At 69.4% G+C, this 26,665-nt stretch carries 20 protein-coding genes and 1 tRNA gene; 9 read left to right on the forward strand and 12 right to left on the reverse strand.

What is annotated here, in order from left to right; translation table 11 throughout:
* The 4 genes from ACZ6ZQ_RS34450 to ACZ6ZQ_RS34465 form a co-directional block, all read left to right on the forward strand.
* Positions 1–209 (forward strand): hypothetical protein (locus ACZ6ZQ_RS34450; protein ID WP_469772456.1); only part of this gene is annotated, 209 nt, incomplete at its 5' end.
* Positions 210–288: 79 nt separating this feature from the next.
* The gene (gene pepN, locus ACZ6ZQ_RS34455; protein ID WP_469772457.1) at positions 289–2,796 is read left to right on the forward strand and encodes an aminopeptidase N; all 2,508 of its coding nucleotides are present in this window, start codon (positions 289–291) and stop codon (positions 2,794–2,796) included.
* 51 nt (positions 2,797–2,847) lie between these two features.
* Entirely contained in the window at positions 2,848–4,230 is a 1,383-nt protein-coding gene (locus tag ACZ6ZQ_RS34460; RefSeq protein ID WP_469772458.1) for a pyridoxal phosphate-dependent decarboxylase family protein, read from the forward strand.
* Positions 4,227–5,663: a lysine N(6)-hydroxylase/L-ornithine N(5)-oxygenase family protein gene (locus ACZ6ZQ_RS34465; protein WP_469772459.1), complete on the forward strand. Its 1,437-nt coding sequence runs from the start codon at positions 4,227–4,229 to the stop codon at positions 5,661–5,663. Before ACZ6ZQ_RS34460 ends, ACZ6ZQ_RS34465 begins: the two co-directional genes overlap by 4 nt.
* Positions 5,664–5,689: 26 nt before the next feature.
* Here ACZ6ZQ_RS34465 and ACZ6ZQ_RS34470 read toward each other — a convergent pair whose 3' ends face one another.
* Positions 5,690–7,483 carry a bifunctional metallophosphatase/5'-nucleotidase gene (locus ACZ6ZQ_RS34470; RefSeq protein ID WP_469772460.1) on the reverse strand — a complete coding sequence of 598 codons (1,794 nt, stop codon included), beginning with the start codon at positions 7,481–7,483 and terminating at the stop codon, positions 5,690–5,692.
* Between the two features lie 110 nt (positions 7,484–7,593).
* Between ACZ6ZQ_RS34470 and ACZ6ZQ_RS34475 the strand changes: the two genes are divergently transcribed.
* Together ACZ6ZQ_RS34475 and pyk are read left to right on the forward strand one after the other, a co-directional pair.
* Positions 7,594–8,301 carry an SIMPL domain-containing protein gene (locus tag ACZ6ZQ_RS34475; RefSeq protein WP_469772461.1) on the forward strand — a complete coding sequence of 236 codons (708 nt, stop codon included), beginning with the start codon at positions 7,594–7,596 and terminating at the stop codon, positions 8,299–8,301.
* Positions 8,302–8,440: 139 nt separating this feature from the next.
* The gene (gene pyk / locus ACZ6ZQ_RS34480; protein WP_469772462.1) at positions 8,441–9,874 is read left to right on the forward strand and encodes a pyruvate kinase; all 1,434 of its coding nucleotides are present in this window, start codon (positions 8,441–8,443) and stop codon (positions 9,872–9,874) included.
* 14 nt (positions 9,875–9,888) lie between these two features.
* On the opposite strand, the gene ACZ6ZQ_RS34485 is transcribed toward pyk, so the two are convergent.
* Together ACZ6ZQ_RS34485 and ACZ6ZQ_RS34490 are read right to left on the reverse strand one after the other, a co-directional pair.
* Positions 9,889–10,677: a helix-turn-helix domain-containing protein gene (locus ACZ6ZQ_RS34485; protein ID WP_469772463.1), complete on the reverse strand. Its 789-nt coding sequence runs from the start codon at positions 10,675–10,677 to the stop codon at positions 9,889–9,891.
* Positions 10,678–10,759: 82 nt separating this feature from the next.
* A tRNA-Leu gene (locus tag ACZ6ZQ_RS34490) sits at positions 10,760–10,845 on the reverse strand.
* A gap of 91 nt (positions 10,846–10,936) precedes the next feature.
* On the opposite strand from ACZ6ZQ_RS34490, the gene ACZ6ZQ_RS34495 reads away from it, so the two are divergent.
* Positions 10,937–11,602, forward strand: coding sequence for an ANTAR domain-containing response regulator (locus ACZ6ZQ_RS34495; RefSeq protein WP_469772464.1), 666 nt, complete (start codon positions 10,937–10,939; stop codon positions 11,600–11,602).
* A gap of 109 nt (positions 11,603–11,711) precedes the next feature.
* On the opposite strand, the gene ACZ6ZQ_RS34500 is transcribed toward ACZ6ZQ_RS34495, so the two are convergent.
* From ACZ6ZQ_RS34500 to ACZ6ZQ_RS34530, 7 genes are all read right to left on the reverse strand, one after another.
* Positions 11,712–12,428 (reverse strand): ABC transporter ATP-binding protein, encoded by a 717-nt coding sequence (locus ACZ6ZQ_RS34500; protein ID WP_453658711.1) that lies wholly within the window; start codon positions 12,426–12,428, stop codon positions 11,712–11,714.
* Positions 12,425–13,435 (reverse strand): ABC transporter ATP-binding protein, encoded by a 1,011-nt coding sequence (locus tag ACZ6ZQ_RS34505; RefSeq protein ID WP_469772465.1) that lies wholly within the window; start codon positions 13,433–13,435, stop codon positions 12,425–12,427. Before ACZ6ZQ_RS34505 ends, ACZ6ZQ_RS34500 begins: the two co-directional genes overlap by 4 nt.
* A 2-nt stretch (positions 13,436–13,437) precedes the next feature.
* Positions 13,438–15,264: a branched-chain amino acid ABC transporter permease gene (locus tag ACZ6ZQ_RS34510; RefSeq protein WP_469772466.1), complete on the reverse strand. Its 1,827-nt coding sequence runs from the start codon at positions 15,262–15,264 to the stop codon at positions 13,438–13,440.
* A gap of 5 nt (positions 15,265–15,269) precedes the next feature.
* Complete coding sequence (locus ACZ6ZQ_RS34515) at positions 15,270–16,199, reverse strand: branched-chain amino acid ABC transporter permease (RefSeq protein ID WP_469772467.1); 930 nt, start codon at positions 16,197–16,199, stop codon at positions 15,270–15,272.
* A 103-nt stretch (positions 16,200–16,302) separates the two neighbouring features.
* Positions 16,303–17,541, reverse strand: a complete 1,239-nt coding sequence (locus ACZ6ZQ_RS34520) for a branched-chain amino acid ABC transporter substrate-binding protein (protein WP_469772468.1) — start codon at positions 17,539–17,541, stop codon at positions 16,303–16,305.
* A 213-nt stretch (positions 17,542–17,754) separates the two neighbouring features.
* Positions 17,755–18,360, reverse strand: a complete 606-nt coding sequence (locus tag ACZ6ZQ_RS34525) for a Tat pathway signal sequence domain protein (protein ID WP_469772469.1) — start codon at positions 18,358–18,360, stop codon at positions 17,755–17,757.
* On the reverse strand, positions 18,357–18,764 hold the full coding sequence (locus ACZ6ZQ_RS34530) for a hypothetical protein (protein ID WP_469772470.1): 408 nt from the start codon (positions 18,762–18,764) through the stop codon (positions 18,357–18,359). Before ACZ6ZQ_RS34530 ends, ACZ6ZQ_RS34525 begins: the two co-directional genes overlap by 4 nt.
* A 159-nt stretch (positions 18,765–18,923) precedes the next feature.
* On the opposite strand from ACZ6ZQ_RS34530, the gene ACZ6ZQ_RS34535 reads away from it, so the two are divergent.
* A complete protein-coding gene (locus ACZ6ZQ_RS34535) occupies positions 18,924–20,873 on the forward strand; it encodes a Xaa-Pro dipeptidyl-peptidase (RefSeq protein ID WP_469772471.1) in 1,950 nt (649 codons plus the stop codon).
* 4 nt (positions 20,874–20,877) lie between these two features.
* Here the strand turns inward: ACZ6ZQ_RS34535 and ACZ6ZQ_RS34540 are convergent, their stop codons facing one another.
* Together ACZ6ZQ_RS34540 and ACZ6ZQ_RS34545 are read right to left on the reverse strand one after the other, a co-directional pair.
* On the reverse strand, positions 20,878–21,369 hold the full coding sequence (locus ACZ6ZQ_RS34540) for a PaaI family thioesterase (protein ID WP_469772472.1): 492 nt from the start codon (positions 21,367–21,369) through the stop codon (positions 20,878–20,880).
* Positions 21,370–21,454: 85 nt separating this feature from the next.
* Positions 21,455–23,776 carry an FdhF/YdeP family oxidoreductase gene (locus tag ACZ6ZQ_RS34545; protein WP_469772473.1) on the reverse strand — a complete coding sequence of 774 codons (2,322 nt, stop codon included), beginning with the start codon at positions 23,774–23,776 and terminating at the stop codon, positions 21,455–21,457.
* A 180-nt stretch (positions 23,777–23,956) separates the two neighbouring features.
* On the opposite strand from ACZ6ZQ_RS34545, the gene polA reads away from it, so the two are divergent.
* Complete coding sequence (gene polA / locus ACZ6ZQ_RS34550; RefSeq protein WP_469772491.1) at positions 23,957–26,614, forward strand: DNA polymerase I; 2,658 nt, start codon at positions 23,957–23,959, stop codon at positions 26,612–26,614.
* Positions 26,615–26,665 lie beyond the last annotated feature (51 nt).

Here is a 26,665-nt window from a genome sequence, read left to right on the forward strand (position 1 = left end):
CCGCCGAGTGGGTCTTCGGACTGGGCCGAACGCACCGCATCTACGAGCCGCCGTTCGCCAACCACGACGTCCTAGCGACCGGCCACCTCGCCCTCGCGGGGGACGGCCGGGTCCCCCTCCGGCACCTGGGCTTCGAGCCCGACGTGCCACCGGAGCCCGACGCCGCGCTGTCCCGTTTCGCGGGCAGCCGCTGGAACGGCCTGCCGTGAAGCGTCGCCCCCCGCGTGCGCTCTCAGCGCAACGCCACCCCCCTGACCGCGCCCCGGCCCATCAGGCAGCATGGCCCTCATGTCCGTACTGACGCGCGACGAAGCGCAGACCCGAGCCCAGCTCCTCGACGTCCACCGGTACACGATCGACCTCGATCTGACGACCGGCGGAGAAGACACCTTCGACTCCCACACCGTGATCCGGTTCACGGCCCGCGCGGCTGGAGACACCTTCGTCGAGCTCAAGCCCGCCACCCTGCGCTCCGTCACCCTCGACGGCCACCACCTCGACCCCGAGGCACTCGACGGGAACCGGCTCGCGCTCACCGGCCTCACCGCGGGCGAGCACGAACTGCGCATCGACGCCGCGATGCGCTACTCCCGCACCGGCGAAGGCATGCACCGCTTCACCGACCCCGCCGACGGCGAGACGTACACGTACACCCAGCTCTTCATGGAGGACGTCCAGCGCGTCTTCGCCGCCTTCGACCAGCCCGACCTCAAGGCGGTCTTCGAACTCACCGTCACCGCCCCCGAGGGCTGGACGGTCCTCGCCAACGGCATCACGACGCACCAGGCGGACGGCCGCTGGACCGCCACGCCCACACCGCTGATCTCCACCTACCTCGTCGCCGTCGCCGCCGGCCCCTGGCACTCCGTACGCACCCAGCACGCCGGGCTGCCCTTCGGCATCCACTGCCGCCGGTCGCTCGCGCCCTACCTGGACGCCGACGCCGAGGAGATCCTCTCCATCACCCGCGACTGCTACGACCGCTACCACGAGAAGTTCGACGAGCCGTACCCCTTCGACTCCTACGACCAGGCCTTCGTCCCCGAGTTCAACGCCGGCGCCATGGAGAACCCGGGCCTGGTCACCTTCCGCGACGAATTCGTCTACCGCTCCGCGGTCACCGACACCGAACGCCAGACCCGCGCCATGGTCATCGCCCACGAGATGGCCCACATGTGGTTCGGCGACCTCGTCACGCTCCGCTGGTGGGACGACATCTGGCTCAACGAGTCCTTCGCCGAGTACATGGGCTACCAGACCCTCACCGAAGCCACCCGCTTCACCGACACCTGGACCGACTTCGGGATCGTGCGCAAGGCCTGGGGCTACGACGCCGACCAGCGCCCCTCCACCCACCCCGTCGCCCCCGACCCCGACGCCGTGCCCGACACCGCCTCCGCACTGCTCAACTTCGACGGCATCTCCTACGCCAAGGGCGCCTCCGCGCTCCGCCAGCTCGTCGCCTGGCTCGGCGAGAAGGACTTCCTCGCCGGAATCAACATCCACTTCGCGCGGCACCGCTTCGGCAACGCCACCCTCGCCGACTTCATCGACTCCCTTGCCGAGGCCACCGACCGGGACGTCCACGTCTGGGCCGACCAGTGGCTGCGCACCACCGGCGTCGACACCCTCACCCCCGCTGTCGCCGAGGCCGACGGCACCTGGCGCCTGGACATCGCCCAGGACGGCAGCCGCCCGCACCGTATCGCCGTCGGCGCCTACGACGAGGACCCCGTCGAGCCCGGCCGCCTCGTCCTGCGCGACCGCTTCGAGGCCGACATCCCGCAGACCGCCCCCACGACCTCGGCCGGCCGCCGCCCCGCCCTCGTCGTCCTCAACGACAGCGATCTGACATACGCCAAGGTCCGCCTCGACCCCACCTCCTGGGACAGCGCCGTACGCTCCCTCTCCGGCCTCCCCGACGCGCTCACCCGCGCCGTCGTCTGGAACGCCGCACGCGACATGGTCCGCGACGGCGAACTCGCCCCCACCGCCTACCTGGACGCCGCCCGCGCCCACCTCCCGCACGAGCAGGACCTCGCCGTCGTCCAGGGCGTCCTCACATTCGCCACCACGCACATCGCCGACCGCTACCTCGCCCCCGAGGCCCGCCCGGCCGCGCTCGCCCTGCTCACCGACCTCACCCGCGACCTGATCCGCCGCACCGAGGACGGCCACAACCCGAGCCTGCGACTCACCGCCGTCCGCCACTTCATCGACGCCGCCGCCCAGCCGAACGGACTCCACGACTGGCTCGGCAGCGGCAGCGTCCCCGGCGGCCCCGACCTCGACCCGGAACTGCGCTGGCGCATCCTCGCCCGGCTCGCCGTCCTCGGCGCCACCGACGAGACCGAGATCGCCGCCGAACTCGACCGCGACCCCAGCGCCACCGGCCAGGAAGGCGCCGCCCGCTGCCGTGCCGCCCTCCCCACCCCGCAGGCCAAGGCAGCCGCCTGGTCCCGGATGTTCGACTCCGACGACCTCTCCAACTACCTGTTCACCGCCACCGCCCAGGGCTTCTGGCAGCCCGAACAGGCCGAACTCGTACGGGAGTACGTGCCCCGCTTCTACCCCTCCGCCATCGCCGTCGCCGCCCGCCGCGGCCCCGCCATCGCCGAAGCCGCCGGGCGCTACGCCTTCCCCGTCCACGCCGTGGACACCGAAGCCCTCCGCCTCGGCGAGGACTGCCTCCGCGACACCGAGATGATCCCGGCCCTGCGCCGCAAGCTCGTCGACCAACTCGACGACCTGCGCCGGGCGCTGACGGTTCGCGGAACAGTCCTCCTTTCGGGTTGAGATCGCGGCGGAGCCCGGGCACAACGCCCCCGTCACGTCCACGCTGGGGGCATGACCATCCCGCCCCTCGCCGGAGGGGCCGCAGGGCCCGACGCCCTGCGGCCCCTGCTCACTGTCGTGCTCGACTCGCTCAGGGCGGGAGCGGTCGCCCGCGGCGGGCCGCTTCCCCCGGGCGGGCCCGGCGAGGTGAGCAGGGCCGTGTGGGAAACCGTCACACCCGTCATCCCCGCCGACGGCCGCGGCGCCGAGGAAGCGCTCAGCACCCTCGTACAGGCCCTCGCCTACGGCGCCGCCGACCCCGCCGACCCGCGGTGCGCCGCCCACCTGCACACCCCGCCGCTCGCACTCGCCGTCGCCGCCGACCTCGCCGCATCCGCGCTCAACCCGTCCCTGGACTCATGGGACCAGGCGCCCGCCGCCTCCGCACTGGAAGCCGAGGTCACCCGGACCCTGGCCCGCGAGGTGTATCCGCACGGCGAACGGCCCGACGCCCTCGTCACCACCGGCGGCACCGAAGCCAACCAGCTCGCCCTGCTCCTCGCCCGCGAGCGCCACGGCTCCGTCCAGGTCGTCTGCGGCACCCACACCCACCACTCGGTCCGCCGCGCCGCCTGGCTGCTCGGCCTCCCCGAACCGGTCACCGTCCCCGCCCCCGGCGGCACCACCGACCTCACCGCCCTCGACGACGCCCTCACCGAACAGCAAGGCCCGCGCATCCCGGTCCTCGTCACCGCCACCGCCGGCACCACCGACACCGGACGCATCGACCCGCTCCCCGACATCGCCGCCCTCTGCGACCGGCACGGCGCCGAACTCCACATCGACGCCGCCTACGGCGGACCCCTCCTGTTCAGCCCCCGCCACCGCCATCTGCTGCGCTGCCTCGACCGGGCCCGGTCCGTCACCCTCGACCTGCACAAACTGGGCTGGCAGCCGGTAGCCGCAGGCCTCCTCGCCGTCCCCGACAGCGCCCTGCTCGCCCCCCTCGGCCACACCGCCGACTACCTCAACCCGGACGACGACACCGAAGCCGGACTGCCCGACCTCCTCGGCCGCTCACTGCGCACCACCCGACGCCCCGACATCCTCAAGATCGCCGTCACCCTCCGCGCCCTCGGCCGCAGCGGACTCGCCGCCCTCGTCGACCACGCCTGCGCCGCCGCCCAGGACCTCGCCGACCTCATCGAGAAGCACCCCGCCCTGGAGCTCCACGAACGGCCCGTCCTCTCCACCGTCCTCTTCCGCCCGCGCGGCGCGAACGACCACACCGTCGCCACCATCCGCCGCCGCCTCCTGCACCAAGGCCGCGCCGTCCTCGGCCGAGCCCGCGCCGACGGCCGGCTCTGGCTCAAAGCCACCCTGCTCAACCCCCACACCACCCCGGACGACCTCCGCACACTCACCGCACTCGTGGAAGGCAGCACCCCCCGATGACCGGCACGCCCGCCCCCGGCGCCCCAGACCTCGACCAGCCCCACGACCTCGTGGGCATCGGCATCGGGCCGTTCAACCTCTCACTCGCCGCCCTCGCCCACGGGCTGCCCCACGGAGCAGACGGCGGCGCCCTCGCCACCACCTTCTACGAGCAACGCCCCGACTTCCACTGGCACCCCGGCCTGCTCATCGACGGCACCACCCTCCAAGTGCCCTTCCTCGCCGACCTGGTGAGCCTCGCCGACCCGGCAAGCCCCTGGTCGTTCCTCAACTACCTCAAGACCCGGGACCGGCTCTTCCCCTTCTACTTCGCCGAGCGCTTCCACATCCAGCGCGCCGAATACGACGCGTACTGCCGCTGGGTCAGCGGCCGGCTCCCCGGACTCCACTTCGGACACCAGGTCGACGCAGTGCGCTGGAACCCCGAACGATCCCTGTTCGAAATCGACTTCACCCAGCTCGACACCAACGGAGGAGCCGAGTCACTCGGCCGCGCCCACGCCCGCCACATCGCCCTCGGCATCGGCACCGAACCATACGTCCCCGAACCGCTGAAACCCCTCGCCGAAGCCCCCACCGTCCCGGTCCACCACTCCGCCGACTACCTCGAACACCGCGAGCAGATCCTCGCCGCCGAGCACATCACCGTCATCGGCTCCGGCCAGTCCGGCGCCGAAATCTTCCTCGACCTGCTGCGCGCCCGACCCGCCGGAACGGAAAAGCTCCACTGGCTGGCCCGCACCGAAGCCTTCGCCCCCATGGAGTACTCCAAGCTCGGCCTCGAACACTTCACCCCCGACTACACCCGCTACTTCCACGCCCTGCCCGAATCCGTACGCGACGGACTCGTCCCCCAGCAGTGGCAACTCCACAAAGGCATCGACGCCGACACCATCGCCGCCATCCACGACGAGCTCTACCGCCGCACCCTCCACGGCGGCTGGCCCGACGCGGTCCTCACCCCCGGAGTCCTGGTCAGAACCGCCGGCCGCGTCGCCACCACCAAGGTCGAACTCCACCTCGAACACATCCAGCAAGGCACCCGCTCCCGGCTCACCACCGACGCGGTCGTCCTCGCCACCGGCTACCGGGAGCGCCCCCTCGACCGGATCCTGGCCGGCCTCGACCCGTACATGCTCCGCGACTCCTCCGAACGGCCACGCATCGACGACCAGTTCCGCCTCGTCCTCAACCCCACCGTCACCGGCTCCGTGTACGTGCAGAACGCGGAACGGCACACACACGGCGTGGGCGCCCCCGACCTCGGCCTCGCCGCCTGGCGCAGCGCCACGATCCTGAACTCCCTCACCGGCAAGGAGCCCTACCCGCTGCCGCGGCGAACCGCCTTCACCAGCTTCGGCCTGGAACGGCGAGAGGCGCCCGGCATCCCGGGCCAGGCGCCCCCACTCACTCCACTCGAGGACCGGCGCTAAGCCGAGCCTCGCTAAGGCAACACGTCCTAGAACACGGGAGCGCCGTCCCGGGTCAGCTTCCACCCGACCGTCGCGAACGCGGCCGGATCCACCGTCCCCTTCCCCTGCACCCACTGAATGATCGTGTTACGGATCTCATCCGAATTCGCCCACACCTGCTGCGCCTTCGCGATATGCGGGAACGCGCCACCGCCACTGGCCCGGTAGTTGTTCACCGCCAGCACGAACTGCGCCGCCGGATCCAGCGGCTTGCCCTCGAAGGACAGATTCACGATCCGGGAGCCGGCCGGCTTCGCGATGTCGATCTCGTACGTCAGACCCGAGACCGCGTCGTAGTTGTAGTCCGGGATGCTGTCGGCATTCGTCAGCTTCGCCGTATCCACCGGCGCCCCGGCCGGCGTCTGCACGTAATACCGAGCCGAGTACTCCAGATAGTCCTTGAGCTGCGCGCCGGTCATGAGCCGCGCCTCCAGCGTGTTCTCGAACGGGTAGAGACCGGCCGCCTCCCTGATGGTCACCTGCCCGGCCGGGATCGCCGCCGTACGGGAGAAACACGACGCCTGCGACAGCACCGGCAGCGCCGCGTACTGCCCGCCCGCCAGCGCCGCCTTCACCGTCTCCGCCTGGACATGGTTGATCAGATCGATGATCGGCTCGTCCTTCCACGGCGCCTCGGCCGTGGCCATGGCCACGGCCGAGGCGCCGATGACCTGATTGACGTACGCGACGACCTTCTTGTGCTCGTCACCGAGCAGCCCGGCGATCTTCGGATCCTCGGCGGCGGTGTTGGAGTTGAGGACCTTCGCGGCCACCTTCTCCACGGTCCAGCGCCCCTTCTCCCACGCGAGATCGAAGTCGAACAGTGTCAGACGCTGACCCCACTTGAGCGGCTCGGACAGCACCACCTGCTTGCCGGTCTGCTTGTTGGTGACGAAGTACTCCGCGATCTCCGTGTGCGCATGCCCGACGAGGATCGCGTCGATACCCGGCACCTGCTCGGCGACGAGCCCCGCGGCGTTCTCGACGTACGGCAGCTGATCACCGTACGAGGACGTGCCGCTGGACCCCGAGTGCGCCGACACGATCACCACATCGGCGCCCATGGAACGCAGCTTCGGCACCCACTTCGCGGCCTGCTCCTCAAGACCGGGAAACACCATCCGGCCGCTGACATTGGCCTTGTCCCAGATCGCGATACCCGGATTCGTGAGCCCCAGGACCGCGACGCGCACATCCCGCCCGAACGGGGTGCGTATCCGGTGCATGCTGTACGGCGGGAAAGCGGGACGCAGCGTCTTCGCGTCCAGGGCGTTGGCGCCGAGCAGCGGGAAATCGCACTGCTCCTCGAACTTGCGCAGCACCGGGATGCCGTAGTTGAACTCGTGATTGCCGAGCGCTGCGGCGTCGTAGCCGATCGCGTTCATGGCCTGGGCCATGGGGTGGACCGGACCACGGCGAGCCGTGATCGGGTCGACCTTGGCGTAGTAGTACGACAGCTGGGTGCCCTGGATGGTGTCACCGGCGTCGATGAGGAGCGTGTTGCACCGCCCCTTCTCCGCACGGACCTCATTGACCAAAGTGGAGATCTTCGCCAGCCCGACGTCGTTGTGGTTCTTGTCGTCGAACTCCTTGTCCGTGAAGTAGTCCCAGTTGAAGACGTTGCCGTGCAGGTCGGTGGTGCCCATCACGGTGAACGAGTACCGCTTCCGCCGCTCTCCGCGGCCATGCGCCTCGGCCGGGACGGCGACGCTCCCGGCCATGGCGACCCCGGCCCCGGCGGCGGCCGAACGGCCCAGGAACGTCCTGCGATTCAGCGGCATGTGATCTCCCTCGTTCAGTGGAACTACGCGCGTGGCACAACGCGCGTAGAGTCTGGCGCAGAGTGCCCCCGTGCGAAAGTCATTCGAGGACAACAGCGAGGGAGCTCACCATGACCAGCGACACCGCAGCACCGGCACCCTACGGAACCCCCGAGACACCGCGAGTCGCGGTGCGCGGCGAAGCGCGGCTGGAAGTCGACCCGGAAATCGCCAGGATCGGCGTGACCGTCAGCGCCCGAGGAACCGACCGGCGCAGCGCCCTGGAAGACCTCACCCGCCGCAACAGCAAGGTACTGGAACTCATCAAGTCCTACGGCGACTCCGTGGAGAAGCTCGAGACCGGCGCGTTCTCCATCAGCCCGGAACTCACCAAGCACGGCCGCGGCGAACGCGTCCGCGCCTACCACGGCCGCGTCCACATCACCGCCGTCCTCGCCGACTTCACCGCCCTCGGCGAACTCACCACCCGCCTCGCCGACCTCGACCTCACCCGCGTCGACGGCCCCTGGTGGTCCCTGCGCCCCGACTCCCCGGCCCACGGCGAAGCCCGCCGCCAAGCCGTCCACGAAGCCGTACAGCGCGCCCGCGAATACGCAGACGCCCTCGGCGCCCGCCTCGCCGCCCTCGTCGAACTCGCCGACCTGGGCGCGGAGGCCCCGACGCCCTACGGCATGCCCCCGGCCCCCGGCGCCATGCGCACCGCCGCCTTCACGGCCGCCGCCGACGAATCCGCCCCGGCCCTCGACCTCGAACCCCAGCGCCAGACGGTCTACGCCCAGGTCAACGCCCGCTTCACGATGACGCCGCCGCAGCTGTAGCAGCGCCCCGGCCGTTTAATTGCTCAAAAGAGCACCCCCATGCACAATTCAATACTTGTCAATAACCCTTCACGCAAAGGTTGTTGAGTAGTCATGCGCAACCAATTCTCTACCCGCGGGTAAGCCATAGGCTCGAACCATGCGCCGAGCAAAGATCGTCTGCACACTGGGGCCCGCCACCGACTCATACGACCAGATCAAGGCACTGGTCGAGGCCGGAATGGACGTCGCCCGATTCAACCTCAGCCACGGCACCTACGCCGAGCACGAGGAGCGCTACCAGCACGTACGCAAAGCCTCCGACGAAATCGGCCGCAGCATCGGCGTCCTCGCCGACCTTCAAGGCCCGAAGATCCGCCTCGGACGCTTCCGCGAAGGACCCGTACTGCTTGAACGCGGCGACGAATTCACCATCACCGTCGAATCCGTCGAAGGCGACCGCCACACCTGCGGAACCACCTACTCCGGCCTCGCCACCGACGTCACCACCGGAGAGCGCATCCTCGTCGACGACGGCCGCGTGACCCTCCAAGTCACCGCCGTCGACGGACCCCACGTCCGCACCACCGTCATCGAAGGCGGAGTCATCTCCGACCACAAAGGACTCAACCTCCCCGGCGTCGCCGTCTCCGTCCCCGCACTCTCCGAGAAGGACATCGAAGACCTCCGCTGGGCAATCCGACTCGGCGCCGACGTCATCGCCCTCTCCTTCGTACGCAGCGGACGCGACATCAAGGACGTCCACCGCATCATGGACGAAGAAGGCCGCCGCCTCCCCGTCATCGCGAAGATCGAAAAGCCCCAGGCCGTCGACAACATCGACGACATCGTCGCCGCCTTCGACGGCATCATGGTCGCCCGCGGCGACCTCGGCGTAGAAATGCCCCTGGAACAGGTCCCGATCGTCCAGAAGCGCGCCATCAAACTCGCCAAACGCAACGCCAAACCGGTCATCGTCGCCACTCAGATGCTCGACTCGATGATCGACAACTCCCGGCCCACCCGCGCCGAAGCCTCCGACGTCGCCAACGCCGTCATCGACGGCACCGACGCCGTCATGCTCTCCGGCGAGACCAGCGTCGGCAAACACCCCATCGAAACCGTCAAAACGATGAGCCGCATCGTCGAAGCCGCCGAGGAAGACGTCCTCGCCAAAGGCCTCCCGCCACTCACCGAACGCAACAAACCCCGCACCCAGGGCGGAGCCGTCGCCCGCGCAGCCGCCGAAATGGGCGACTTCCTCGGCGCCAGATTCCTCGTCGCCTTCACCCAGTCCGGCGACACCGTCCGCCGGCTCTCCCGCTACCGCTCACCCATCCCGCTGCTCGCCTTCACCCCGGAACCGGCCACCCGCTCCCAGCTCAACCTCACCTGGGGCGTGGAGACCTTCCTCGGCCCGCACGTCGGCTCCACCGACGCGATGGTCGCCCAGGTCGACGAGCAGCTCCTGAAGATCGGCCGCTGCGAGAAGGGCGACATCGTGGTCATCACGGCGGGCTCCCCGCCCGGAGTGCCGGGCTCGACGAACCTGGTGCGGGTGCACCACATCGGCGAGGACGACAGCCCGAGGTAGGGGCCGGGTCCGGGTCAGTACTTCGGCCCGACGTGGGTGTCCATGAGGGCGACGGATGCGCGTCGGGCTACGGAGATGTTGTACGGCTGCCCGTTGCGGGTGCAGTGCTTCCACTCGACGCCGAGCTTGTCGAGGGTGTCGGTGTAGAGCCGCCGGATGTCGTCCGAGACGTTGGTGAAGAGGTACCGCGGGTACTCGTAGCGCTTGGGCTCGCCGCCGACCAGGCGGGTGGTCCAGTTGGTGATCCGGCACCCGTCCGAGTGAATCAGCCCGCGGATGAACTCCCACGGATGGGCGTCCACGATCTCCTGCTGCCAGGGGTCGAGGGCTATCTGGCGCTCGTGCTTCTTGCCAGGGCCGTGTTGCGGGAACATGCACCAGAGATGGTTGGAGTACACCTTTACGTTGCGGCAGCCCGTCCTGCGCACCCGGCAGACCGAGTTGTCGGGAAAGACGGCACGCATCGCCGCCTCACACTTGTCCATGAGGCCCGGCCAGTCCTCGGCGCAGGTGATCATGAGGCTGGGTACGCGGTGCCCGGAGTACTGGATGATGTGACCGTCGCCGAGATACAGGCCGAGTAGGTAGGCGTACGCGGGCTCGACCAGCTCTCGCCCGTCGCACCGGGGGCACTTCGGATCGTGTTTGCCAGGGCACTCGCCGCGTTTCGCTCGATCCATGTGCTTCCAGTAGCTGATCGTGCCACTGGGTACCTGGAGCTTGCGCGCAACGTCCGCATTTCTTGCCCCGCTGCGCAGCAGCGAGAGGGCCTTCTGGCGCACATCAGTGCCGTGGAAGTTCATACGGCCACTCTGGGCAACTGATCGTGGCGCCGAGTAGCAAAAAGCGGATGTTCACGAGAACGTGAACATCCGCTTCCTGGCGTGGTACCGGGTGCGGGACTCGAACCCGCAAGCCCTCTCGGGCAGATGTGTTTGAGACATCAGCGTTTGCCATTTCGCCAACCCGGCCAGGTTCGCCTGTCGCAGTGTACCCGGTGACCAGTGAGCGCTTCAGCTAGGTAGGCTTTTGAAGAGCACCTGCCCCGCAGCGAGGAGTACCGTGACCGCCCCCGAGCCCGAGTCGCCCCAGCCCGTCGCCGACGTCGGCGCGAACACGTCGCACGTCCCGCCGCTGACGACCCGTGTCGTCATCGCCGAGGACGAGGCGCTCATCCGCCTCGACCTCAAAGAGATGCTCGAGGAAGAGGGCTACCAGGTCGTCGGCGAGGCCGGTGACGGGCAGAAGGCCGTCGAGCTCGCCCGGGAGCACCGGCCGGACCTGGTCATCCTCGATGTGAAGATGCCGATCCTGGACGGGATCTCCGCCGCGGAGAAGATCGCGGAGGAGTCGATCGCGCCGGTCCTGATGCTGACCGCGTTCTCGCAACGCGATCTCGTGGAGCGGGCGCGGGACGCCGGTGCGATGGCGTATCTCGTGAAGCCGTTCAGCAAGAGTGACGTGGTGCCGGCGATCGAGATGGCGGTGTCGCGGTTCGCGGAGCTGCGGGCCCTGGAGAAGGAGGTCGCGGACCTTGCCCAGCGGTTGGAGACGCGGAAGCTGGTGGACCGGGCGAAGTCGATTCTGCAGACGCAGTACGGGCTGACGGAGCCGAACGCGTTCCGGTGGATCCAGAAGACGTCGATGGACCGGCGGCTGTCGATGCAGCAGGTGGCGGAGGCGGTCATCGAGGACGCCGAGGAGAAGAAGGCCGCGAAGGAGCAGTAGCCCCGGCTGTACGCGTACCGCTGTGCGCGTACATAACGAGGACGTGCATGCGAGGAGGCCCGCACCGCCTGGCTGGGGGTGCGGGCCTCCTTGTGTCGTACGGGTGTGCTCAGTCCTCGCCGAGGTAGGCCTTGCGGACGGACTCGTCGTGGAGGAGGTCCTGTCCGCTGCCGGAGAGGACGACCTTGCCGATCTCCATGACGTGGCCGTGGTCGGCCAGGGAGAGTGCGGCCTGGGCGTTCTGCTCGACGAGCAGGATGGTGGTGCCCTGGGCCTTGAGCTCGGCGATGGTTGCCATGATCTTCTGCATCATGATCGGGGAGAGGCCCATGGAGGGCTCGTCGAGCATGAGCAGCTTGGGCTGGGACATGAGGGCCCGGCCCATGGCGAGCATCTGCTGTTCGCCGCCGGAGAGGGTGCCTGCCGCCTGCTTGCGACGTTCCCCGAGGATGGGGAAGAGGTCGTAGGCGCGCTGGACGTCCTTGGCGATGCCTTCCTTGTCGTTGCGGAGGAAGGCGCCGAGGAGCAGGTTGTCCTCGATCGTCATGCGCGGGAAGATGTGCCGTCCCTCGGGGGAGTGGGCGAGTCCGAGCGAGACGATCTGGTGGGCGGGGACTTTCTTCAGCGACTTGCCGTTGAACTTGATCTGGCCGCTGACGGGCTTGAGGAGCCCGGAGAGGGTGCGCAGGGTGGTGGTCTTGCCGGCGCCGTTGGTGCCGATGAGGGTGACGACCTCGCCGGCTTCGACCTTGAACGAGATGCCCTTGACGGCCTCGATCTTGCCGTAGGCGACGCGCAGGTCCTCGACTTCGAGCAGTGCGGTCATGAGTCGTTCTCCTTGCCAGAGCCGGAGGCCTGGGCGGTGGTGCTGTCGGCGTCGTCGCTGTCGTTGTCGCCGTCGGTCGAGGCGTCGTCCGCGTCGTCCGCGGCGTCGGCGTCGTCCGCCTCCTCAGCCTCAGCCTCGGCCTCGGCCTGCTCGGCCTGTGCCTCCGCCTTCGCGACCTCTGCCGCTTCTTCGGCGCCGGGAGCGCCTTCGAAGGGCTCGCCGAGGTAGGCGGCGATGACGCGCTCGTCGCTCTGGACGGTGGCGCTGTCGCCCTCGATGAGCTTTTCGCCCTGGACGAGGACGGCCACGCGGTCGCAGAGGTTCATGATGAACCGCATGTCGTGCTCGATGACGAGGACGGCGATGCCCATGTCCCGGATGGCGAAGATGAGTTCTTCGGCTGCCCGGGTCTCCTGCGGGTTCATGCCCGCGGTGGGCTCGTCGAGCAGGAGCAGTCCGGGCTCGCTCGCGAGGGCGCGGGCGATCTCCAGCTTGCGCTGCTCACCGTAGGGGAGGTTGCGGGCGAGGTGTTCGGCCTTGGCGTCGAGGCCGACGAACTCCAGGAGTTCCATGGCTCGCTCGCGGGAGGCGGCTTCGGCCTTGTGGAAGCCGGGGCCTCGCAGCAGGGCGGACCAGAGGCCTTCCTTGGTGCGGGTGTGGCGGCCTACGAGGACGTTCTCCAGCACGGTCATGTTGCTGAAGAGCCGGATGTTCTGGAAGGTGCGGGCGATGCCGGCGGCGGTGACCTTGAAGGACTTCGGCGGCAGGACCGTGCCCTTGTACCGGACCTCGCCCTCGGTGGGGATGTAGAGGCCGGTGAGGCAGTTGAAGAAGGTGGTCTTGCCGGCGCCGTTGGGGCCGATCAGGCCGACGATCTCGCCGCTCTTGACGGTGAGGTCGACGGAGCGTACGGCGGTGAGTCCGCCGAAGCGCATGGTGACGCCTCGGGCGTCGAGGACGGTCTCGCCGCTGGTTGCGGGCGCCTTCGTGGTGGTGTCGGTGGTCATGTTCAGGCACCTGCCTTGGTGAGGGTGGCGGGCGCTTCCTCGTTCTCGTGGAACTCGAGCTGGCGGCGGCGGTTGGGGATCAGGCCCTCGGGGCGGAAGCGCATGAGGAGGATGAGCGCGACACCGAAGGCGAAGAGCTGGTACTCGCCCATGAACTGGAGCTTGTTCGGGATGAGGTAGAGCAGTGCGCCGCCGACGAGCGGACCGCTGATGGTGCCCATGCCGCCGAGGACGACCGCGGCGAGCAGGAAGGCCGAGTTGGGCGGCACGACGTGGGCGAACTGGTACTGCTCGGGCGTCACGGTGTAGGTGACGTGGGCCTGGACCGCGCCGGCGAGGCCGGCGAGGGAGGCGCCGAGGGCGAAGGCGATGAGCTTGACGCGGAAGCCGTTGATGCCCATGGCTTCGGCGGCGGTCTCGTCCTCGCGGATGGCGACCCAGGAGCGGCCGATGCGGGACTCGGCGCTGCGGCGGAAGACCACCACGACGACGAGCGTGATCAGCAGCATGAGCAGGAAGTAGTTGGCGAACCGGCCGATGGTGAATCCGGCGATGGTGTGCTCGGCGCCGAAGTCGATCCCGAAGAGGTTGAGGTTCGGGATGGAGGAGATTCCGTTGGAGCCGTTGGTGATGTCGGGACCGGAGGTTCCGTCCATGTTGTTGACGGCGATGCGGAAGATCTCACCGAAGCCGAGCGTCACGATGGCGAGGTAGTCGCCGCGCAGTCGCAGGGTCGGGGCGCCGATGAGGACGCCGAAGATCATGGAGGCGGCGGCGCCGACGAGGATGGCGGCCCAGAAGGGCAGGTGGAGGCCGAACGGCGACGACGGGGAGCCGGAGACCATGGCGGCGGCGTAGGCGCCGACGCCGAGGAAGGCGACGTATCCGAGGTCGAGCAGGCCGACGAGGCCGACGACGATGTTGAGGCCCAGGGCGACGGTGGCGAAGATCAGGATGTTGACGCCGATGGTCGCGTACTGGTCGTCGGACTGGGTGAAGGGGAAGGCCGCGGCGGCGGCGAAGGCGCCGACCATGGCCACGTTGCGGTGGCGTGCGGCGATCGCGGAGACGCGTGCTGCGAGTCCGGCCTTGTTGAGGGAGGCGAATGTGAAGCAGGCGGTGAGGAGGAAGCCGATGAACAGCTCGTCGTACTCGGTGCCGATGCCGTAGGTGAAGACGGCGAGTCCGAGTGCGAGTACACCGCTGAGGATGAGGATCTCGACCCAGCCGGGCAGCTTGGGTGCCGGGGTGGCGGTGCCGCTGGCGAAGGCGGCCTTGAAGGTCGTCCACGCGTTGCCGGCGTTGTGCTTGAACTGGTCGACGCGGGTGTCGTCGGGGTCGGCGGGCTCGGTCACGGGCCGCTCGAACGGCAGGGCCAGCGCGCCGATGAGGGCGGCGAGGGAGGCGACGGCGACGAGGATGCCGCCGGGCTCGAGGTTGACGAGGCCGCCGAGCTGGACGCTGATCGCGATGACCGTGTACCAGGCGGTGGCGAAGGTGCCGACCGCGGCGAGCTTGATGGCCCCGTCCGCCCCGGCGGGGGCGAGCCAGCGGGTGCCCTTGACGCCGTACGACGCGAGGCCGAACAGGGCGGTCAGGGCGCCGCCGATGAGGACGAGCCACTGGAGCCCGCCCGGGTAGCCGTAGACCGTGAGGTTGCCGGGGAACGCGGCGGTCCAGGTCCAGGACATGAAGGCCGAGACGACGGCGAGGGCGCCGCCGGCGGTGGCGGTGGCCCGGGCGATGCGCGGGGGCAGGGCGATGAGGCCTGTGTTCGCGCTGACGTCGTTCTTGCGCGGGGTTTCCGCGGTGGTGGTCTCAGTAGTCATGTTGATCACGCCCTGTCCGCCACGCGCTCGCCCAGCAGGCCCTGGGGCCTGAAGAGCAGCACGAGGATGAGGAGTACGAACGCCCAGACATCGGCCCAGGCCTGTCCGCCGAGCTGCTGCATGCCAGGGACGTCGGCGATGAAGGCGGTGGCCATGGTCTCGGCGATGCCGAGGACGAGGCCGCCGATCATGGCGCCGTAGATGTTGCCGATGCCGCCGAGGACGGCGGCGGTGAAGGCCTTGAGGCCGAGCAGGAAGCCCATCTTGAAGTTGACCTCGCCGTACTTGAGGCCGTAGGCGACGGCTCCGATGGCGGCGAAGGCGGCACCGAGGGCGAAGGCGACCACGATGATGCGGTCGGTGTTGATGCCCATGAGCTTGGCGGTGCCGGGGTCCTGGGCGGTGGCCTGCATACCGCGTCCGGTGCGGGTCTTCATGACGAAGTAGCCCAGGATCGCCATGGAGACGGGGGCTGCGATCAGCAGGAAGACGTCACCGGTCTGGATGGTGACGCTGCCCAGGTGGAAGGGGCCACCGGGGATCTCCGGGAAGGACAGGGAGGACTTGGCGCCGGGGTACCACGCCCATACGGCCTGCTGGAGGGCGAGGGACAGGCCGATGGCCGTGATGAGCGGTGCGAGTCGTGGCGCGTTGCGCAGCGGCCGGTAGGCGAAGCGTTCCGCTCCGACCGCGATGGTGGTGGCGACGATGATCGCGCCGATGATCATGAGTGGCAGGGCCACCCACATGGTGGTGCCCGACGGGAGCATCAGCCAGACCGTGAGGGCACCGAAGCCTCCGGTCATGAAGATCTCGCCGTGGGCGAAGTTGATGAGCTGGACGATGCCATAGACCATCGTGTAGCCGATGGCGACCAGCCCGTACATCGATCCGAGTAGCAGGCCGTTGACCAGCTGTTGCGGCAGCTCGTTCACCGCAGGTCCTCCGAAGTCTTTCGCCGGATATGACACCGCGCGGGACGCTTGGTGCAGCGCCCCGCGCGGCCATGAATGTGATGCGGAGTGTTGTTCAGCCGGTTCAGCCCGCGAAGGTACCGGACTTGACGGGAGCCCAGGCGCCGCCCTTGTACTGGTAGACGGTGAGCTGCTTGTTGGTGGCGTCGCCGAACTCGTCGAAGGCGACCTTGCCGGTCACGCCGTCGAAGGAGACGCCCTTCATCGCGTCGAGGACCTTGCTGCGGGCTTCCTTGGACTCGGGAAGCTTGCCGCCGTTGTCGTCGACGGCCTTCTTCACGGCCTCGATGATCGCCCAGGCGGAGTCGTAGGAGTAGCCGCCGTAGGCCTCGAAGGCCTCCTTGTAACCGGCCTCCTTGTAGTTCGCGACGAACTCCTTGGCGGACGGGAGGGTCTCGACCGGCGCGCCGACGGAGGTGGCGAGGTCGCCCTCACCCTCCTTGCCGGAGAGCTTGATGAACTCGGCGCTGTAGATGCCGTCGCCGCCGACCAGCGGGATCTTGGCACCGGCCTTCTTGATCTGCTTGCTGAGCGGACCGGCCGCCGGGTACTCGCCGCCGTAGTAGACGACGTCCGCACCCGAGTTCTTGATCTTGGTGGCGACCGCGGAGAAGTCCTTGGTCTCCGGGTTCACGTGGTCCTCGCCGGCGACCTTGCCGCCCAGCTTGGTGAACTCGGCCTTGAAGGTGGCCGCGAGGCCGGCGCCGTAGGTCTTCTTGTCGTCGACGACGAAGACCTTCTTCTTCTTGGCGTCGTTGAACAGGTACTGCGCGGCGAACGGGCCCTGGATGGCGTCCGTGGTGGCCGTGCGGAAGTACGAGTTGTACGGGCGCTTCTTGGTGCCGGTGTTCCAGGCCGGGCCCTGGGTCAGGGCCGGGTTGGTGTTGGCGGGCGACACCTGGACGAGCTTCGCGTCGTCGAAGACCTTCTGCATCGACTCGGCGACCGAGGAGTTCAGCGGGCCGACGACGCCGAGGACGTCCTTGTCGGCGACGAGCTTGGTGGCGTTCTGCTGGCCCGAGGAGGGCTGCGCCTGGTCGTCGAGCGCCTCCACCTTGAAGGTGACGCCCTTGACGTACTTCTTCTCGTTGGCCTGCTTGGCGGCGAGGTCAACGGAGTTCTTGATGCCGAGCCCAAGCGCCGAGAGGTCGCCGGTGAGCGGCGCGTCGACTCCGATGACCACGGTGGTGTCGCCACCGGCCGCCGAGTCTCCGCCGTTGTCGTCGCGCGAGCCACAGGCGGTGAGGGTGAGTGCCCCCGCGGCAAGAGCAGCGGTTATGGCTATGAGCGAACGTTGACGCACGATGCTGGGTCCTTTCACCTGGCACGGCTGCCCCTCATGGAGAGCCGAGTCGAGCGCTGGAGCCTTACTGGCAAGGAATCCGGTGGCGCGGTGACTGGCGGTGACTCTAAGCGGGTAAATGGGAATTCAGCACGGGTCTGGGCAAGGCTGTGACGCTCTTGTTATCCCGATCGGATTTGCGGCATGCAGTGCATGACTGTTTTCTGTTTTTGGTCATGACAGCCGTGGTGGTTGCTCGCAGTAGTCGGTCACGGCCCGGGCCAGGTCCCGGGCGTACCGGTCGCCCAGGATGAAACTCTGGTCCTGTTTTGCGCGCGCATTACGCAGCGTTACATCGAGGAAAGGCAGTCCGGCATTCCGTGGCGCGTTTGCACAGTCGCTCACCTTGATCGCGATCGCAACGGTGCGGAAAGACCCGGATTTCACCGTAAAGGGCGGATTCGGTGTCGCGGCGAGACCCAGGCCCTCGGAGGGCTGCCCGATCTTCTCCACCGTGACGGGAGGGCCCGAGGCGGTGACGATCCGTACGGAGAAACGCAGCGCGCCGCCCGCCCGGGCGCCGGCCCCGAGGTCCGCGCCTTCGTACGACATGGAGACCACCTGGGCGGGCCAGGGGCCGGGATCGGGGCGCGGCCGGGTGGCGTGGAGAGTCGCCGCCGCGGCGATCACGGCGGCGAGGAGGAGGGCCGGGAGCAGGATCCTGCGGTGGCGTGCCGTGAATGCCGTCAGTGGCCGGGCCGGTCCCCGGCGCGGCGGCCGCGGTGAGGCGTCGGCGGCGTAGGTGTCCTCGCCGGGTTCGACGGGGCCGACGCCGCTCACTGCCAGGGCCCGCCGGTCGGGACGCCGTCGCGGTAGCGCTCCGCGCACAGCTCATCGGCCTGACGTCTCATCAACTTGTCGGCGGAGTCGGGTCCGTTGCGGTGTCGCTCGGCACGGGCGGCATCCAGGACGTGGCGCAGGATCTCGTACTGGGCGTTGGACAGGCCCATCGACTGGTAGTCGCCGTAGCCGCTGTCGCCGGCGGCGAGGAGCTGCTGCCCCCACCGGGTGATCAGAGTCGTGCACAGCTCCTGGGGCGATGTGGTGCGTGGTGAAGGGGCCGGACGCGGCCCGTCGGCCCCGCGGTCCGCGTCGTCGGAGCAGCCGGCCCCGGTCGCGAGGAGACCGGCGGTCAGGGCCGCACAGACGGCAGTCCTGGCCGGGCGGTACGCCTTGTGCCTCATGAGGGAACGCTAGGCCGTCGCCGGTGGGGACACAACAGCACGGCAACAGGGGCGGGCGACACGGCTGTTGCGGTCTGGTGTCGCTGAGCCGCAAGCGGTGGAATATGCGTGCGCTTCCCGCGTGATCGTCACCCACTCCGGCCCGTGGAGGCAGGCACGATGGCGAGACCCACCGGTACACGTACGACTCGTGGATCCCACTTTCTGCGGGGATTACGGACAGGGGCCACGGCGGTTCTTGCCGCCTCCCTGCTGACGGCGCTGCCTGCCCCGGCAGCGCAGGCGGGGACTCCCGCGCTGAGCGTCGTATGGCGGGGGGGCGACGAGACCCAGCCGGTCTTCTCCCGGGCCGACGCGATTCATCAACAGGTCGACATCGAGACCGAGGTGGACAGTGACGGCGACGGCCGGCGCGACACCGTACGGATGCGGATCCTGCGGCCGAAGGAGACGGACGCGGGGCTGAAGGTGGCCACGATCGTCGAGGCGAGCCCCTACTGGGGCGGCGGCAACGACGTGCCGTTCCACAACGTCGATGTGGACGAGGACGGTCTGCCGGCGGGCAGGCGGCTCGTGCCGCAGGAACGGGTACCCGGGCTCGTGGGCCCGTACGCGCTCTCCGGCCCTTCCGTCCCCTGGTCCGGATACACCGACAACTACTTCCTGCCGCGCGGCTACGCCGTTGCGCAGCTCGACAGCCTCGGCACCGGCGGCTCCACCGGGTGCCCGACCTCCGGCGGCCGTAACGAGACCCTCGGGGCGAAGGCGGCCGTCGACTGGCTGGGCGGCCGCGCCCGGGGCTGGGACCTGGAGGGCAGGCCGATCGGCGCCGCCTGGTCGACCGGCAACACGGCCATGATGGGGATCTCGTACAACGGCACTCTCCCGACGGCCGTGGCGGCGACCGGAGTCGAGGGCCTCAAGGCGATCGTGCCGATCTCCGGGATCTCCTCCTGGTACGACTACTACCGCGCGGGCGGCGGGGTGGTCGCGCCGGGCGGCTTCCAGGGGGAGGACACCGACGTCCTGGCGAAGGCCGTCTACAGCCGTGCCGACCGGGAGGTCTGCAAGCCCGTACTGGACCGGCTGACCGCCGAACAGGACCGGGTGACCGGGGACTTCACCCGCTTCTGGAAGGAGCGGGACTATCTGCAGGACGTGCAGAAGATCCAGGCCGGTGTCTTCGTCGTGCACGGCGGCAACGACTGGAACGTGAAGACGCAGCACTTCGGTCAGTTGTGGGAGGCGCTGAAGCGGCACGACGTACCGCGCAAGCTGTGGCTGCACCAGGCGGGCCACAGCAATCCGATGCCGCTGCGCATGGAGGAGTGGCTGAAGCAGCTGCACCAGTGGTTCGACCACTGGCTGTACGGGCTGGACAACGGGGCCCTGACCGCGCCGCGCGTCGATGTGGAGCAGGCCGACTTCACCTGGCGGCAGCAGTCGGAGTGGCCCGACCGTTCCACCCGCGACCTCACCCTGCGGCTGAACGCCGGCGGGCTCTCGCCACTGCCCGGGCCGCCGGTGCGGCAGTCGATGACCGACGCGGGCCGTACGGTCCCCGCCGAGCAGCTGGTCGCGGCCCCCGGCACGGCCCGCCCGGACCGGCTCGCGTACACGACCGGGCCGCTCCCGGCGGACCTGCGGGTCAACGGTGTCCCGGAGATGTCCGTGCGGGCCTCGCTCGCCGGCTCGTCACCGTATGTGACCGCGTTGCTGGTCGACTACGGCACCGACACCCGCGCGACCGCCGGGACCGTCGCGGACACCTCGCAGCTCGTCTGCTACGGCGAGGGCATCCCCGGTGACACCGGCTGCGCCTACCGGACCAGGCACCGCACCGAGACCGCCGACTTCAAGATCGTGTCCCGCGGCTGGCTCGACATCCGCAACCGGCACTCCATCGAGTGGCAGAGCAAGGTCGTCGAAGGACGGGAGTACGCCCTGGAGTGGGGGATGCAGCCGCAGGACTACGTCTTCAGGAAGGGACACCGGCTGGGTGTGGTGCTGATCTCCACCGACTACGACTACACGCTGCGGTACCCGGCCGGGACGGAGCTGTCCGTCCGCGCCGGGCTCAGCAGCATCACCCTGCCGGTCAGCCGGTAGGCCGTCAGCCGGAGGTACCCCGGACGTGCTCGGCGTCCTTGGCGCCGACGTCACGCAGCAGGCAGGTCAGGCGGGCCGTGCAGACCCGCTTGTCCTGCTCGTCGGTGATCACGATCTCGTACGTGGCTGTCGAGCGGCCCCGGTGCACCGGGGTGGCCACTCCGGTGACCATGCCGGAGCGGACACCCCGGTGGTGCGTGCAGTTGAGATCCACGCCGACGGCGATTCTGGAGACCCCGCCGTGCAGCATCGAGCCGACCGAACCGAGCGTCTCGGCGAGGACGGCGGAGGCGCCGCCGTGCAGCAGCCCGTAGGGCTGGGTGTTGCCCTCGACGGGCATCGTGCCGACGACGCGGTCCGCCGAGGCCTCCACGATCTGCACGCCCATCCGGTTGCCGAGATCCCCGGCGGAGAACAGCGCGGGCAGGTCGACGCCGAGCGCGGCGTACTCGTCGATGACCTCTTGCGGGAACTTCACCGTCGTCTGCTCGCCCATGGGGTCCGGCTCCGATCGTCGTACGTGTCTGGCTGTCCTGGCTACGCCTGCACCTGAGCAAACGCTTCTGCACCTGAGCAAACGCTTAGGCGGACGGTGATTGTTCCAGACGCACGATGACGGACTTGCTGGCGGGGGTGTTGCTGGTGTCGGCGGTGGCGTCCAGCGGCACCAGCACATTGGTCTCCGGGTAGTACGCGGCGGCGCAGCCCCGCGCGGTCGGGTAGTGCACCACCCGGAATCCGGGCGCCCGGCGCTCCACACCGTCCTTCCACTCGCTGACCAGGTCCGTGTACGCACCGTCCGCGAGGCCCAGCTCCCGGGCGTCGTCCGGGTTCACCAGGACGACGCGGCGGCCGCCCCTGATGCCGCGGTAGCGGTCGTCCAGGCCGTAGATCGTGGTGTTGTACTGGTCGTGGGAGCGCAGGGTCTGCAGCAGCAGCCGGCCCTCCGGAACCTCGGGGTACTCCACGGGCGCGGCGGTGAAATTCGCCTTCCCGGTGGCGGTGGGGAAGCGGCGCTCGTCGCGCGGGGCGTGCGGCAGGGTGAAACCGCCCGGCCGCGCGATCCTCGCGTTGAAGTCCTGGAAGCCGGGGACCACACGGGAGATCCGGTCGCGGATCGTCGCGTAGTCCTTCTCGAACTCCTCCCAGGGCGTCTGCGAGTCCGCGCCGAGCACGGCCCGCGCCATGCGCGCCACGATCGCCGGCTCGGAGAGCAGATGCGGACTCGCGGGCGGCAGATTGCCGCGCGAGGCGTGCACCATGCCCATCGAGTCCTCGACGGTCACGAACTGCACTGTGTCTTTCTTGCCGGGAGCGCTCTTCCGCACGTCCTTGTCGGTGCGGCCCAGCGTGGGCAGGATCAGCGCGCGCCTGCCCGTGACCGCATGCGAGCGGTTGAGCTTCGTCGACACATGCACGGTGAGACGGGCACGGCGCATCGCCGCCTCGGTGACCTCGGTGTCGGGGGTGGCGCCGACGAAATTGCCGCCCATCGCGAAGAACACCTTGGCCTCGCCGTCGCGCAGCGCCCGGATGGAACGGACGACGTCGAAGCCGTGGTGACGCGGCGGTGCGAAGCCGAACTCCTTCTCCAGCGCGTCGAGGAACGCGGGCGCGGGCCGCTCGAAGATGCCCATCGTGCGGTCGCCCTGCACATTCGAGTGCCCGCGCACCGGACAGACCCCGGAACCGGGCCGGCCGATGTCGCCCCGCAACAGCAGCAGGTTGACGACCTCCCTGATGGTCGCGACGGCGTGCTTGTGCTGGGTCAGGCCCATCGCCCAGCAGACGATCGTGCGCCGGGAGGCCAGGATCATCCGCAGCGCCTGCTCGATCTCCGCCCTGTCCAGTCCCGTCGCGGCGAGCGTCTCGTCCCAGTCGGCGGCCCGCGCGGCGGCGGCGAACTCTTCGAAGCCGTGTGTGTGTTCCCGTACGAACTCCTCGTCGACGGCCCCGGAGCCCGCGCCGGAGGCGCTGTCGGAGGCTTCGAGGATCATCCTGTTGAGGAGGCGGAAGAGCGCCTGGTCGCCGCCGATCCGGATCTGGAGGAAGAGGTCGGTGAGGGAGACGCCCTTGAGCATGCCCTGCGGGGTCTGCGGATTCTTGAACTTCTCCAGGCCCGCCTCGGGCAGCGGGTTCACCGAAATGATCTTCGCGCCCGCCTGCTTGGCCTTCTCCAGCGCGGACAGCATGCGCGGGTGGTTCGTACCGGGATTCTGCCCCGCCACGATGATCAGGTCCGCCTGGTGCAGATCCTCCAGGGAGACGCTGCCCTTGCCGATGCCGATGGTCTCGGTCAGTGCCGAGCCCGAGGACTCGTGGCACATGTTGGAACAGTCCGGCAGATTGTTCGTACCGAACTCGCGGGCGAAGAGCTGCAGCAGGAACGCCGCCTCGTTGCTGGTGCGGCCCGAGGTGTAGAAGAGCGCCTCGTCGGGGGAGGCGAGCGCCCTCAGCTCCTCGGCGATGATCGCGAAGGCCCGCTCCCAGGTCACCGCCTCGTACCGCTCGGCACCCTCCGCGAGATACATCGGCTGTGTGATGCGGCCCTGCTGACCCAGCCAGTACCCGCTGCGCTGCGCGAGGTCGGCGACCGGGTGCGCGGCGAAGAAGCCGGGCGTGACCCGGCGCAGGGTCGCCTCCTCGGCGACCGCCTTCGCACCGTTCTCGCAGAACTCCGCCACATGGCGTTTGTCGCCCTCGGGCCAGGCGCAGCCCGGGCAGTCGAATCCGTCCTTCTGATTCACCTTGAGGAGGGTCTGCGCGGTGCGGCGCATCCCCATCTGCTGCTGCGCGATCCTGAGGGTGTGCCCGATCGCGGGAAGGCCGGCTGCGGCGTGCTGGGGCGCCTCGACCTGCGGGGCGTCCTGGACCGGGTCACCTGCGGGCGGCTTGCTGGCCATCCTGCTCCTCTTCGAGCGCGGGGCGGATTCGTACCCGCCAGATCCTGTCACGTGCCACCGGCAGCGGGGGAGCCCGCTCCGGGGCGGACAGGAATGTCAGTGGTCCGTGGCAGGATCGTGTCCGTGGCCGAGACAGCATCGAAGAAGACCCCAGACGAAACCCGACCGCGCCTGCTCCTCATGGACGGGCACTCCCTGGCGTACCGGGCGTTCTTCGCGCTGCCCGCGGAGAACTTCACGACCGCGAGCGGCCAGACGACCAACGCCATCTACGGCTTCGCGTCGATGCTGGCGAACACGCTGCGCGACGAAGCGCCCACGCATTTCGCCGTGGCCTTCGACGTGTCCCGCAAGACCTGGCGCTCGGCGGACTTCCCCGAGTACAAGGCGAACCGCTCCTCGACCCCCGACGAGTTCAAGGGCCAGGTCGAGCTGATCGGCGAACTGCTGGACACCATGAACGCGGTGCGGTTCGCGGTGGACGGCTTCGAGGCGGACGACATCATCGCCACCCTCGCCACCCAGGCCGAGGCCGCCGGCTTCGAGGTGCTCATCGTCACCGGGGACCGGGACTCCTTCCAGCTGGTCTCGGACCATGTGACCGTGCTCTACCCGACCAAGGGCGTCTCCGAGCTGACCCGCTTCACCCCGGAGAAGGTCGAGGAGAAGTACGGACTGACTCCGCAGCAGTACCCGGACTTCGCGGCCCTGCGCGGCGACCCGTCCGACAACCTGCCGGGCATCCCCGGCGTCGGCGAGAAGACCGCCACGAAGTGGATCAACCAGTTCGGTTCGTTCGCGGAGCTCGTGGAGCGTGCCGACGAGGTCAAGGGGAAGGTCGGACAGGCCCTCCGCGACCACCTGGAGGCCGTCAAGCTCAACCGCCACCTGACCGAGCTGGTGCGCGACGTCGAGCTGCCCAGGTCCGTCGCGGAGCTGGAGCGCGCGCCCTACGACAGGACCGCGCTGAAGGGGTTCCTGGAGGTCCTGGAGATCCGCAACCCGAGCCTGCGCGAGCGGCTGCTCGCGGTCGACCCGGGCGCGGTGGAGGACGAGGCCCCGGCTCCCGAGGCCGGCGTCGAGCTGGACGGCAGCGTGCTCGGCGCGGGCGAGCTGGCCCCCTGGCTGGAGCAGCACGGCGGGCAGCCGCTCGGTGTGGCGACGGTCGCCGCCTGGGCGCTCGGAGTCGGCAGCGTCAGTGAGATCGCGCTGGCGGCCGCCGACGGCAAGGCCGCCTGGTTCGACACCACCCAGCTCGACGAGGCCGACGAGCGGGCCTTCGCCGCCTGGATCGCCGACCCGGCCCGGCCGAAGGTCATGCACAGTGCCAAGGAGGCGCTGCGGGTCTTCCCCGAGCACGGCTGGGACATCGCGGGCGTCACGATGGACACCGCCCTCGCCGCGTATCTGGTCAAGCCCGGCCGCCGCTCCTTCGCCCTGGACGCCCTGTCCGTCGAGTACCTCCACCGCGAGCTGGCCCCGGCCGCCGCCGACGGGCAGCTGGCCTTCGGCACCGAGGAGGAGCAGGCCGAGGCCGATGCGCTGATGGCACAGGCCCGCGCGGTACTCGACCTGGGCGAGGCGTTCGGCGAGAAGCTCGGGGAAGTCGGCGCGACCGGGCTGCTGCACGATGTCGAGCTGCCCACGTCCCTGCTGCTGGCCCGGATGGAGCGGCACGGCATCTCGGCCGACCGCGCCCATCTGGAGGCGATGGAGCAGCAGTTCGCCGGCGCCGTGCAGCAGGCGGTGAAGGAGGCGCACGCCTCCGTGGGCCACGAGTTCAACCTGGGCTCGCCCAAGCAGCTCCAGGAAGTCTTCTTCGGTGAGCTGAACCTCCCCAAGACGAAGAAGACCAAGACCGGTTACACGACGGACGCGGACGCGCTGGCCTGGCTGGCCTCCCAGACCGAGCACGAGCTGCCGGTGATCATGCTGCGCCACCGTGAGCAGGCCCGGCTGCGCTCCACGGTCGAGGGCCTGGTCAAGACGATCGCGGCGGACGGCCGGATCCACACGACCTTCAGCCAGACGGTCGCGGCGACGGGGCGTCTGTCGTCGACCGACCCGAACCTGCAGAACGTGCCGGTGCGTACGGACGAGGGCCGGGCGATCCGCCGCGGGTTCGTGGTGGGCGAGGGCTTCGAGTCGCTGATGACCGCGGACTACAGCCAGATCGAGCTGCGTGTGATGGCCCATCTGTCGGAGGACGAGGGCCTGATCGAGGCGTTCACCTCCGGCGAGGACCTGCACACGACGGTGGCCTCCCAGGTGTTCGGTGTCGAGCGGTCGGCGGTCGACGCGGAGATGCGCCGCAAGATCAAGGCGATGTCGTACGGACTGGCGTACGGCCTCTCGGCGTTCGGCCTCTCCCAGCAGCTGAACATCGAGGCGGCCGAGGCGCGGGCGCTGATGGACACGTACTTCGAGCGGTTCGGCGGGGTCCGCGACTATCTGCGGCGCGTCGTGGACGAGGCGCGGGCCACGGGCTACACGGCGACGATGCTCGGCCGCCGCCGCTACCTCCCCGACCTCAACAGCGACAACCGCCAGCGTCGTGAGGCGGCCGAGCGCATGGCGCTCAACGCGCCGATCCAGGGCACCGCGGCGGACATCGTCAAGGTCGCCATGCTCCGCGTCGACAACGCACTGAGGGCAGCCGGGCTCACGTCGCGGATGCTGCTCCAGGTCCACGACGAAATCGTCCTGGAACTCGCCCCGGGCGAGCGCGGCAGGGTCGAGGAGATCGTCCGCCATGAGATGTCGACGGCGGTGGAGCTGCGGGCGCCGCTGGATGTCTCGGTGGGCGTGGGCCCGGACTGGGAGTCCGCAGCGCACTGATCAGTGACGGGGAGCCGACGGCCCCCCGTCAGCCCCCTCCGGGGCGGGGCC

This window comes from Streptomyces sp. NPDC053673 (genome assembly GCF_055585225.1).